At 64.6% G+C, this 11,345-nt stretch carries 12 protein-coding genes; 5 read left to right on the top strand and 7 right to left on the bottom strand.

Annotation, left to right across the window (positions count from 1 at the left end; genetic code table 11):
- The 6 genes from B3D39_RS02305 to B3D39_RS02280 form a co-directional block, all read right to left on the bottom strand.
- On the bottom strand, positions 1-251 hold a 251-nt coding region (locus B3D39_RS02305; RefSeq protein ID WP_286789336.1), incomplete at its 3' end, for a LysR family transcriptional regulator.
- 115 nt (positions 252-366) lie between these two features.
- Positions 367-1,236 carry a transporter gene (locus tag B3D39_RS02300; protein WP_274962370.1) on the bottom strand — a complete coding sequence of 290 codons (870 nt, stop codon included), beginning with the start codon at positions 1,234-1,236 and terminating at the stop codon, positions 367-369.
- Positions 1,237-1,351: 115 nt separating this feature from the next.
- Positions 1,352-2,428: a 4-hydroxy-2-oxovalerate aldolase gene (gene dmpG, locus B3D39_RS02295; protein ID WP_274962369.1), complete on the bottom strand. Its 1,077-nt coding sequence runs from the start codon at positions 2,426-2,428 to the stop codon at positions 1,352-1,354.
- The gene (locus tag B3D39_RS02290; protein WP_274962368.1) at positions 2,425-3,342 is read right to left on the bottom strand and encodes an acetaldehyde dehydrogenase (acetylating); all 918 of its coding nucleotides are present in this window, start codon (positions 3,340-3,342) and stop codon (positions 2,425-2,427) included. Before B3D39_RS02290 ends, dmpG begins: the two co-directional genes overlap by 4 nt.
- Positions 3,343-3,364: 22 nt before the next feature.
- Positions 3,365-4,171: a 2-oxo-3-hexenedioate decarboxylase gene (gene dmpH / locus B3D39_RS02285; RefSeq protein WP_274962367.1), complete on the bottom strand. Its 807-nt coding sequence runs from the start codon at positions 4,169-4,171 to the stop codon at positions 3,365-3,367.
- A complete protein-coding gene (locus B3D39_RS02280) occupies positions 4,168-4,968 on the bottom strand; it encodes a fumarylacetoacetate hydrolase family protein (RefSeq protein ID WP_286789335.1) in 801 nt (266 codons plus the stop codon). The genes dmpH and B3D39_RS02280 overlap by 4 nt, the downstream gene beginning before the upstream one ends.
- A 249-nt stretch (positions 4,969-5,217) precedes the next feature.
- Between B3D39_RS02280 and B3D39_RS02275 the strand changes: the two genes are divergently transcribed.
- The 5 genes from B3D39_RS02275 to pcaD all read left to right on the top strand — a co-directional run bounded on the left by B3D39_RS02275 (position 5,218) and on the right by pcaD (position 10,318).
- Positions 5,218-6,684: a 2-hydroxymuconic semialdehyde dehydrogenase gene (locus B3D39_RS02275; RefSeq protein ID WP_274962365.1), complete on the top strand. Its 1,467-nt coding sequence runs from the start codon at positions 5,218-5,220 to the stop codon at positions 6,682-6,684.
- 89 nt (positions 6,685-6,773) lie between these two features.
- The gene (locus B3D39_RS02270; protein ID WP_274962364.1) at positions 6,774-7,661 is read left to right on the top strand and encodes a LysR family transcriptional regulator; all 888 of its coding nucleotides are present in this window, start codon (positions 6,774-6,776) and stop codon (positions 7,659-7,661) included.
- A 132-nt stretch (positions 7,662-7,793) separates the two neighbouring features.
- Entirely contained in the window at positions 7,794-8,153 is a 360-nt protein-coding gene (locus B3D39_RS02265; RefSeq protein WP_274962363.1) for a 2-hydroxymuconate tautomerase, read from the top strand.
- Positions 8,154-8,188: 35 nt separating this feature from the next.
- A complete protein-coding gene (locus B3D39_RS02260) occupies positions 8,189-9,202 on the top strand; it encodes a VOC family protein (RefSeq protein ID WP_274962362.1) in 1,014 nt (337 codons plus the stop codon).
- 333 nt (positions 9,203-9,535) lie between these two features.
- Positions 9,536-10,318, top strand: a complete 783-nt coding sequence (gene pcaD, locus B3D39_RS02255) for a 3-oxoadipate enol-lactonase (protein WP_274962361.1) — start codon at positions 9,536-9,538, stop codon at positions 10,316-10,318.
- A 178-nt stretch (positions 10,319-10,496) separates the two neighbouring features.
- Here pcaD and B3D39_RS02250 read toward each other — a convergent pair.
- Positions 10,497-11,345: acetyl-CoA C-acyltransferase (locus B3D39_RS02250; protein ID WP_286789334.1), on the bottom strand; the 849-nt coding region annotated here is incomplete at its 5' end.

The raw sequence follows: 11,345 nt of genomic DNA, 5'->3' as shown, positions 1-11,345 counted from the left end.
ATCTTCGTCTCGCGATAAGCCGCATCCAACCGTTCGAGCAATTGCCGCGCGTGATCCTGCAACACCTCGCCCGCCTGCGTCAGCCGGATCTGGCTGCGCGAACGGTCGAAAAGCTGCACCTCCAACTCGGCCTCCAGCGCCGCGATCTGGCGCGACAGCGGCGGCTGCGCGATATCGAGCCGGTTCGCCGCGCGTCCGAAATGCAGTTCCTCGGCCACCGCGAGGAAATATTTGAGCCGCTTGAAGTCCATTCCCACGCTTCCTCCCGTTGATACCATATAGGTCATAACGGAACCCTCCTCACTATCGCAAAAGGTATTGGATAATGCCGGGCACGAATGAGGGCTCGCGCCCGGCCGGGGAGGATCAGAAGACCTTCAGGAAACGCAGCTCCGCGACCACGTCGTTGCGGAACCCGCCATCGCTGTTCACGTCCTTCGCCAGCATCCCCTGCACCTGAGCCGTCGGGGTGACGAAAGTATTGGCATAGAGGCGAACCTGATCGCGCTCGGTGCGCTGGCCGGTATCGGCGCCACCCACCTTGATCTTGCCGCCACGCTGCGAGGACAGACCGAAGGACAGGGAGGTGTTCTGGCCGAATTGCTTGCGCAGATAGGCCTGCACTTGCGTGGCGGGGCTGCGCTCGATCTTCTGGCCGCTCTCCGTGTGGTCCATCGTGACCGCCACATCGGCCATCGCGTCGAAATAGAGCCCCTGCCCGAGCCCCTGAATGAACCCGATCTGCGGCGTCAGCGTCCACGTCCCAGAACCCGCGCTGACCTTCGCCGCGTCATACTGGCCCGTGGGCGCGGTCACGAAGGCAGTCACGCCCAGCGTGGTTCCGGTCTCGGGGTTCGACGGCTGCACCGGCCAGACCGAGAAGCCCAGCGTCAGATCGCCCACGCCCGATTTGGTCGGCATATCCCCACCGCCAATGCGCGCGGTGTCGAAATTCACGATCGGCAGCACCGCCTGATAGAGCGCAGGCATCCCGAAGGCTTCGGAATAATGCAGCCCGCGCAGGACCATCACGTTCACCTTGGCTTCGCTGTCGGGCACCTTCGTCCCGCCGAGCTCGAACGTATCGGCGCTTTGATGCTGCAGATAGAGCAGCCCGATATTCGTGCCGGAGGGCAGGATGTTGTAATCCCCCGGGGCCACGTCGATCGCATGGGCCGGCAATGCGGCAAGCGACATCAGCGCGCTCAAAGCGAGCGCGGCGCGTTTCAGTTTCATGGATTTCCTCCCTTCGCGTTTCTCTGGTCCGGCCGCTCCGGGCGTCAGGGCTCCTCTTCCCCTGCCCGGTCCGGCTTTCCGCGCGCCGTTGGGACCGACGCGCGGAAAGGATTTCTTAGGCGCTCTCCTTCAACAGACCGCGTTCACGGGCCATGGTCATCGCCGTGTCCTGGATCATGTCTTCCTGACCGCCGATCATCTTCTTGCGGCCCAGTTCGACAAGAATGTCGCGCGCCGGGATGCCGAAGCGCTCGCCTGCGCGTTTCGCGGGCAGCAGGAAGGTCGAATAGACCCCGGCAAAGCCCAGCGTCAGCGCTTCGCGGTCGGCGCGTACGACGTGATCCATGAACGGCACCACGACATCCTCGGCCAGATCCATCAGCGCGAATGTGTCCGAGCCTGTCGCGATCTCCATCCGGTCGCAGACGGCGGCCAGCACCTCGATCGGCGCATTGCCTGCGCCCGCGCCAAGCCCTGCCAGCGAGGCGTCGATCCGCGTCGCGCCCGCACCGATCGCAGCGATGGAGTTGGCGATACCGAGGCCAAGATTGTGGTGGCCGTGGAAGCCGATCTCGGTCTCGGGCTTCAGCGCATCGCGCATCATCGAGATCGCATGGGTGACCTCGTGGGTCAGCATCGCACCCGCCGAGTCCGTGACATAGACGGTGTTGGCGCCATAGCTCTCCATCAGGAGCGCCTGTTCGGTCAGCCCCTCGGCCGAGTTCAGATGAGACATCATCAGGAAGCCCGACGCATCCATGCCGAGCTTGCGCGCGAAGGCGATATGCTGCGGCGAGGTGTCGGCCTCGGTGCAATGAGTCGCGACATGGACCGAGCGCGCGCCGCACTCATAAGCCTCTTCCAGCTCCTTCATCGTGCCGAGACCGGGGATCAGCAGCACCGAAATCGTCGCCTGCGTCACCACCTCGGCCACCGCCGAGATATATTCCGCGTTCGACGCTAGCGCGCGGCCATGCTGGATCGAATTGCCGCCCAGACCCGCGCCATGGGTGACCTGCATGTAAGGCACGCCCGCCGCATCGAGACCCTTGGCGATCTTCACCATCATCTCGACCGGGATCTGCTCGCGCTTGGCATGCATCCCGTCGCGCAGGGACATGTCGTGCAGCTTGACCTTGCGGCCCTCTAGGCCGGATTTCACTTTCTGTTGGATCACGCTCTCTGAGGTCATTGTGCCGGCTCCAGTTTCTTGAGTTCCATCGATCCGTCGAGGATCCGTTCGGCGAACATCTCGGCGGTGCGTGCCGCGGCCGCCGTCATGATGTCGAGATTGCCCGCATAGGTCGGCAGGTAGTCGCCAAGCCCTGCGACCTCCATGAAGACCGCGACGCGGTTGCCGTCGAAATCGGGGCCGTTCACCAGCTTGTAGCCGGGGACGTATTTCTGGACCTGCGCGATCATGTCCTTCACCGATTTGGTGATCGCCGCCTGGTCCGGCTCGCCCTCGACCTCGCAATAGATCGTGTTGCGCATGATCATCGGCGGATCGGCGGGGTTGATGATGGCGAGCGCCTTGCCCTTCTTCGCGCCGCCCACCTTCTCGATCGCGTTCGAGGTGGTGAAGGTGAACTCGTCGAGGTTCGCCCGCGTGCCCGGCCCGATGGATTTCGAGGAAAGCGAGGCGATGATCTCGGCATATTCGACCGATTGCACCGCGCCCACGGCCGAGACGATCGGGATCGTCGCCTGACCCGCGCAGGAGATCATGTTGACGTTCATCGGCGTCGCTTTCGCCAGATCGCCGAGGTTCACCGGCGGCACGCATAAGGGGCCGATCGCGGCAGGCGTCAGGTCGACCATGAACACGCCCAACTCGTTGAGCTTGCGCGAGTTTTCCGCATGGACATAGGCCGAGGTCGCGTCGAAAGCGATCTGGATACCGTCTGCCTCGACATGAGGCAGCAGCCCGTCGACGCCTTCATGGGTGACCTTCAACCCCTTCTCCTTCGCGCGCTTGAGCCCGTCGGAATTGGGGTCGATGCCCACCATCCAGACCGGCTCCAACACGTCCGAGCGCAGCAGCTTGAACATCAGGTCAGTGCCGATATTGCCCGACCCGATCAGGGCACATTTGATCTTGTTCATCTTGAACCTCCTTGGCTCGGGATCACTCGGTGAAGGTCACCGTGATCGAGCCCATCTCGTAAAATCTCGCGGTGATGGAATCGCCGGGTTTGACGGCCACGGCGGCGGTGATCGCACCGGCCATCACGAAACTGCCCGCGGGCAGAACCTCGCCCATGTCACCCAGCACGCCGACCAGCATCGCGATCGCCTCGGCGGGATGGCCCAGCACCTCGGCACCCGCGCCGATCTGGGCGATCTCGCCGTTATGCTCCAACACGACGCCCACGGTCCGCAGATCGAGCGCGTCAGGGCGGATCATCCTCCCGCCCGGCACATAGCGGGCCGAGCTGGAATTGTCGGCCAGCACCGATTCCAGGTCGAACCTGAACCCGGTGAAGCGGCTGTCGATGACCTCCAGCGCGGGCTGGACGTAATCGGTGGCGGCCAGCACGTCTTCTCGGGTGACCTTGCCCGACAGCTCCTTGTTGGTGACAAAAGCGATCTCGGCCTCGACGCGCGGGTGGATCATGTCACTGACGGTGATCTTCGAGTTCGCCGGACGCTCCATCGCATCGGTCAGGAAGCCCACGCCGGGGGTCGAGACGCCCATCTGCGCCATTTTCGGCTTGGAGGTCAGCCCCGCTTTCCAGCCGATCACCCGCTCGCCCTTCTTCTCCAGATTGCGCCGCAGCGCAGTCTGAACGCGATAGGCGTCGGCGATGCTCAGATCGGGGTAATCCTCGGTCAGCTTGCGGATCGGCACCGCGTAGCGCTGCGCGGTCTCGACGCGCTCGGCCATGCGGATGATCGCTTCCTCATCGACGGTTTTCGGTTGATCGAGGCTCATAGCATCGCCCTCCCGGCAAATCGCATCTCGCACGAGCCGATGCCCGCGATCTCGCAAGTGAAATGATCGCCATCCGTGACGGCCAGCAGCGGCGCCTGCGCGCCCGAAAGGATGATCTCGCCAGCTTTCAGCGGGATCCCCAGACGCCCGAGCGTATTGGCGAGCCATGCGACCGCCATCACCGGCGAGCCTTGCACGGCCGCCCCGGCCCCGGTGGCGACGACTTCGCCGTTCTTCTCGATCACCATACCCGCGAGGCTCAGGTCCAGATCGCGCGGATCGGCCTTGGCCTCGCCCAGCACGAACACGCCGCAGGAGGCATTGTCCGCCACGGTGTCCTGGATCTTGATCTGCCAATCTTGATACCGGGTATCGACGATCTCGAAGCACGGCGTCACATAGTCGGTCGCGCGGATCACATCCGTCACCGTCACGCCCGGCCCGATCAGGTCTTCCTTCAGGCGGAAGGCCAGCTCGCCCTCCAAACGCGGCTGCATCAGCTTGCTGAGGTCGATCGTCGCGCCATCCTCGAACAGCATCCGCTTCGTCACCTGCCCGAAATCGGGCTGGTAGACGCCAAGCGCGTCCTGAATGGCGCGGCTCGTCAGGCCGATCTTCTTGCCGACGATCTCATCGCCCGCCTTCAGACGCCGCTCCAGCATCCGCAATTGGATGCGATAGGCGTCTTCGATATCGCTCTCGGGTTCGAGTGCGCTGATTTTCTGGGTCGGTCGGCCCGAGCGCAGCGCGTCATACAGCGCATCGCCCAAGCTCTCGATCTTGGTGCTGTCCAGCATATGTCCTCCGTCGCGGCCCTGATCTGCGTCGGTCTCGTGAAACCGATACGGGCTGCCTCCGGATCAAGGCTAAGACGGCGGCGCGATACGCTCCAATACTTTGACGGGCCGGGCGTGATACGGGTTTTGCATCGCGCCCCGATAGAGCATCATGCAAAAACGGTATCGCGTGCGGGATGCAAAAGCATTGGAGCGTATCGGCCGGGTTGCCTAGCTTGTCGCCCAAGAGGTGGCTCACGGGAGGACGATATGACCACGCATAAGCTCTTCATCGACGGCGAATACCGCGCCGCGCAATCGGGCAAGACCTTCGACAAGATTTCCCCGTCCACCGGCGAGAAGATCGCCGATGTGCATGAGGCGCTGACCGAGGATGTGAATGACGCGGTGGAGGCGGCACAGGCGGCGCTGAAAGGCCCCTGGGGCAAGATGCCGAAGGCGCAGCGCTGCGATCTGCTGATGAAGCTCGCCGACGCGATCGACGCGCGCAAGGCCGACTTCATGGAAGCGGAAGTGCAAGATACCGGCCACACGCGCGGCTTCGCCGAGAAGGTCGAGATCCCGCGCGGCGCGGCGAATTTCCGGATCTTCGCGGAGATGCTGAAGAACACGGGCGGCGAGTATTTCCATATGGATACGCCCGATGGCACGGGCGCGGCCAATCTCGAACTGCACCGTCCGAAAGGCGTGATCGGGGTGATCTCTCCGTGGAACGCGCCCTTCCTGCTGATGACGTGGAAAGTCGGCCCGGCGCTGGCCTGCGGCAACACCGTCGTCGTGAAGCCCTCCGAGGAAAGCCCCGCCACCGCGACCCTGCTGGGCGAGGTGATGAACGAGGTGGGCATCCCGAAAGGCGTCTATAACGTAATCCACGGCTTCGGGCCGGAAAGCGCGGGCGAGTTGCTGACCCAGCATCCGGGCGTCAACGGCATCACCTTCACCGGCGAGACCCGCACCGGCGAGGCGATCATGAAACAGGCCGCAGTGGGTCTGCGCGATGTGTCGTTTGAACTCGGCGGCAAGAACCCCGCCATCGTCTTTGCCGATGCGGATATGGACAAGGCGATCGAGGTCACGATGCGCTCGTGTTTCGCCAATACCGGGCAGGTCTGTCTGGGCACCGAGCGGATTTATGTCGAACGCCCCGTCTTCGAGGAATTCGTCAGCCGTCTGAAAGCGGGCGCGGAAGCTCTGATCCAAGGCGGCCCGGATACCGACGGCGCGACCATCGGCCCGCTGATCTCCGCCGAACATCGCGAAAAGGTGCTGAGCTATTACAAGAAGGCCGCCGATCTGGGTGCGCAGATCATCACCGGCGGCGGCACACCGGACTTCCCCGAAGGCGATTACCGCAACGGGGGTTTCTTCGTCGAGCCCACGATCTGGACCGGCCTGCCCGAGGACAGCCCCATCGTGCGCGAGGAAATCTTCGGCCCCTGCTGCCACATCCAGCCCTTCGACAGCGAAGAGGAAGTGATCGCGATGGCCAATGACACCAATTACGGGCTGTCGGCCACGATCCTCACCGAGAACCTCTCCCGCGCGCATCGCGTCGGCGGGCAGATGGAGGCGGGTCTCGTCTGGGTGAACTCGTGGTTCCTGCGCGACCTGCGCACGGCCTTCGGTGGCTCGAAATCCTCAGGAATCGGACGCGAAGGCGGGGTGCATTCGCTCGAATTCTACACCGAGCGGACGAACCTCTGCCTCAAGCTGTGAGCGTCCTCCCTCGTCTCAAGGCTTGTGCGCGCGTCCCGGCTTGTCCGGGGCGCGCGTTCGCGTAACTGTGGACGCGGAAAGGGAATGTCATGAACCTGCGCCAGCTTCGCTATTTCATCGCCGTGGCCGAGGAGCTGCATTTCGGTCGCGCGGCCGAGCGGCTGCATGTCTCCCAGCCGCCGATCACCCGCCAAATCCAGGCGCTGGAGGAACAGCTCGGCGCGCAGCTTTTCAACCGCACGCCGCGCGGGGTGGAACTGACGCAGGCGGGCGCGCTGTTTCTCGATGAGGCGCGCAACATCGCGGCGTTGCTCGATCAGGCGGCGGACCGGGTGCACCGGGCGTCCGAGGGCGGGCTTGGCCGGATCGACATCGCGATCTTCGGCACCGCGATCCTCAGCTTCATCCCGCGCATCATTCTCGAATTCAAACGCCGCTACCCGGATGTGAAAGTGGTGATGCACGCGCTCGACAAGCTGGCGCAGATCGAGGGGCTGCAGAACCGCTCGATCGATCTGGGCTTCAACCGGATGCTGACGCCGGTGCCGGGACTTGTGATCGAGGAGCTGGCCTCGGAGCCACTCTATATCGTCGTGCCCGATCCGGGGCCTTTCGCGGATCGCGAGAGCGTCGCGCTGTCGGAACTGGCGCGCGAACCGATGATGCTGTTTCCCGCCAGCCGCGCGCAGGGGTTCGTCGAGAAGGTCACGGGGCTCTGCCACGAGGCGGGGTTCGCGCCCAATGTCGCGCAGGTCGTGGGCGACGGCTTCACCGCGATGGCGCTGGTCGCGGCGGGGTTCGGCGTCTCGGTCGTTCCGCAATCGATCACATCGGTCATCATGGAGGGCGTGAAATGCCTGCCGATCAGCGATGTGAGCGACAGCGCGCGGGTCGATATCTCCTGCATCTCCCGAGAGGGTGACACGTCCCCGATCGTCGCGAACTTCCTCGAAGTCGCACGCAGTTTAAGTCAATAGTTTCAGCTACCTGCAAGACGTTCCTCATGTTTCAGACCGGACGCGATCCGGATGCTACATCATGCCATATGTCGGGTTTCCCCACATTCAGCGTGATGCGCCTTCGGTATCGAAACCCGGACTAAATGGTATTTGATCGTATCGCCGTTTCTGCCCCAATCTCGGGCCACGGACACGCCGAGGAGGCCCCGACACGCGGGGAATGAGGGCGCGTCCCGGGATAGAGGAGCAGTCATGCCGGTAATCCAGATCAACCTTATGGAAGGCCGCACCGAGGCGCAGAAAGAAGCGCTGATGCGCGAGGTCACGCGCGCGGCGGTCGACACGCTGGGCGTCAAGCCGCAGGCCGTTCGGATCATGCTCAACGAGCTGCGCTCGGGCCATTACGCGGTCGCGGGCGAGCCGAAATATGTCGAAGCGAGCGAGCAACCCGCCGCCGCCTCGAACGGCACAGCCCCGACCAACGGCCACGAGAAGGCCCCCGCAAACTGACCGCATTCACCTTATCGAGCTTTAGGGAGGACACCATGAGCTTTCAGGAACAGATCCACGATATCGCGCAGCTTGCCTGCATCGAACTTTTCACCCCCAAATTCGAGGAAAGCTTCTGGTTCTTCCACGATGTTCTGGGCATGACGCCCACCGAGGATGACGGCAAATCCTGCTACCTGCGCGGCTACGAGGATCGCTATCACCATTCGCTGAAGTTGACCCGCTCGGACAAGGCCGGCATCGGCATGGTGGGTTGGCGTGCGTCCTCGCCGCAGGCGCTGGAGCGCCGCGTGGCCGTGCTCGAAGCCTCCGACAATCCGGGCAAATGGGTCGACGGCCACAAGGGCTACGGCCGCGCCTATGAATTCACCACGCCCGACGGCCACAAGCAGCACCTGTTCTGGGAGGTCGAGTATTACGAGGCCCCGGCAGAGCTGAAATCGAAGCTGCTCTCGCGCGCCCAGAAGCGTCCGCTGCGCGGGGTGCCGGTGCGTCGTCTCGATCACGTCAACCTGCTCTGCTCGGACGTGACCAAGAACGGCAAGTTCCTGCAGGACAATCTCGGTTTCCTGAAGCGTGAGAACGTGGTCTTCGGCGGCTCGGACGAGTTGGCGGCGTGGTTCTCGGTCAGTCCGCTCGTGCACGAGGTCGCCTTCACCAAGGATCAGGCCGGTCCGGGCAACCGTCTGCACCATGTCGCCTTCTGGTATGGCAATCAGGGCCAGATGCTCGACCTTGCCGATATCTTGCAGGAATATGACGTGACCATCGAGGCGGGCCCGGCTAAGCACGGCGTGTCGCAGGCTTACTTCATGTATGTCTACGAGCCCGGCGGCAACCGCATCGAGCTGTTCGGCGACACCGGCTACCTGATCTTCGATCCGGACTGGAAGACGCTGACCTGGGACGAGAGCAACTTCTTCAACGGCGGCGGCGTCTGGTTCGGCGGCGAGCTTCCGCAGGACTTCTTCGTCTACGGCACGCCCATCGTCGAGGCTGCGATGGCCGAGGCGGAGACCAAGGACGAAGTGGCCGAGCCGGCCGAGTAATACCTCTCCGCAGTTTCGGAGGCTGGCCATCCCCTCGGGGGTGGCCTTTTTCGTTTTGGTGCGGAAAGGGCCGTGCCCGACCTCGGGTGGGCGCTGTGCGCGCTCTGTGGCTTGGCACTTTATCTCGCAAGCCCGTAGACCGGTTATACCCGCGACGCCTTCGCCAATGCGCCCTCCCGGGGGGAGGTCGGGCGCGGCCCGGGGCTAGTCGCCCCGCGCCAAGTAGATCCCGCCCCCTCCAAAGGTATCACCGAGGTAACCCCCGATACCTCCGCGGTATGTTTTCCTTCCCCCGTCCCGCGCGCTACAACCTCCCACAAAGAGGAGGCTTTCATGCACGCACTGACCCATGACGGGGTGACGCTCCACATTCTCGATCAGGGCCCGCGCGACGGGCGCGTGGTGATGTTCGGCAATTCGCTCGGCAGCGATCTGCGGCTCTGGGAAGCACTGATCCCGCGTCTGCCCGAGGGGCTGCGGCTGATCCGCTTCGACAAGCGCGGGCATGGGCTGTCCGACTGCCCGCCCGGCCCCTACAGCATCGAGGACCTCTCGGGCGACGCCGCCGCGATCTGCGATGCGCTCGGGCTTCGGGACGTGACCTTTATTGGCCTCTCGATCGGCGGGCTGATCGGGCAGAGCCTCGCCGCGCGACGTCCTGATCTTCTGCGCGCGCTCGTCCTGATGGACACCGCCGCCAAGATCGGCACGCCCGAGATGTGGAACGAGCGGATCGCCAATGTGCGCCGCGACGGGATCGCGAGCATCTCCGACGCGATCCTCGCACGCTGGTTCGCGCCCGGTTTCGCCGAAGGACATCCGGCGGAGTTCACGCTTTGCCGCAACATGCTCGAACGTGGGCCCGACGAGGGCTATGCGGGCTGCTGCGCGGCGATTGCCGGGGCCGATCAGACCGAGGCGACGCGAGCGCTGAGCCTGCCGGTGATGGCGATGACGGGTGCGGATGACGCCTCGACCCCGCCCGATCTGGTGCGCGCCACGGCGGAGCTGTGCGGCGCCGCGTTCCACGAGATCGCGAATGCGGGCCACCTGCCCTGCTACGAGCAGCCCAAGGCCGTGGCGGCGCTGTTGAAGGATTTCCTGGACAAGACCTGAGCTGACACCCCGCCCGGTGCGCGCCGAAGGCGCAGGGCGCGCGACGGCCCGTCCCGACGGGCTGGCGCGATTGGGGCCGCGTGCCCAGCGGGAAGCTCAGGGGAATGTGGCGGGCATAAACCGCCACAGCGGACAACGGGCGCGCGCCACCCCACGGGCCGCCGCGCGCCCTGCTTTTTTACACCGCTTCCAGCGCCACGGCGATGCCCTGCCCCACGCCGATGCACATCGTGGCAAGCGCCCGGCTGCCCTTGCGGCGCACCAGTTCCAGCGCCGCCGTGCCGGTGATCCGCGCGCCTGACATGCCCAGCGGATGGCCAAGCGCGATCGCGCCGCCATTGGGGTTCACGCGCGCATCGTCATCGGCAATGCCCAGATCGCGCAGCGTGGCCAGACCTTGGCTCGCAAAGGCCTCGTTCAGCTCGATCACGTCGAAGGCGTCCTGCGTCAGGCCCAGCCGCGCCATCAGCTTCTTGCTGGCAGGCGCAGGCCCGAACCCCATGATCCGCGGCGGCACGCCAGCTGCGGCCCCGCCGGAGATCTTCACCAGCGGCGTCAGCCCGTGTTTGCGCACGGCCTCCTCGGAGGCGATGATCAGCGCCGCTGCGCCATCGTTCACGCCGGACGCATTGCCCGCCGTGACCGTGCCGTCGGGCCGCACGATGGGCCGCAGCTTGGTCAGCGCTTCCAGCGTGGTGCCGGGTCGCGGGTGTTCATCCGTGTCGACCACGACCGGATCGCCCTTGCGCTGCGGGATCGTGACCGGGGTGATCTCCTCGGCCAGACGGCCCGCTTCCATCGCCTTGGCCGCAGCCTCTTGCGAGCGCAGCGCGAAGGCATCCTGATCTTCACGGCTCACGCCGAAATCATCGGCCACGTTCTCCGCCGTCTCGGGCATCGAGTCGACGCCATGCGCCTCTTTCATCAGCTTGTTCACGAAGCGCCAGCCGATGGTCGTGTCATAGACCGCATTGGCGCGGCTATAGGCGGCCTCGGCCTTGGGCATCACGAAGGGCGCGCGCGACAT

The organism is Thioclava sp. UBA3469 (assembly GCF_002378135.1).
Lineage (GTDB): Bacteria > Pseudomonadota > Alphaproteobacteria > Rhodobacterales > Rhodobacteraceae > Thioclava > Thioclava sediminum.
This window is presented reverse-complemented; position numbering and strand designations above follow the sequence as displayed.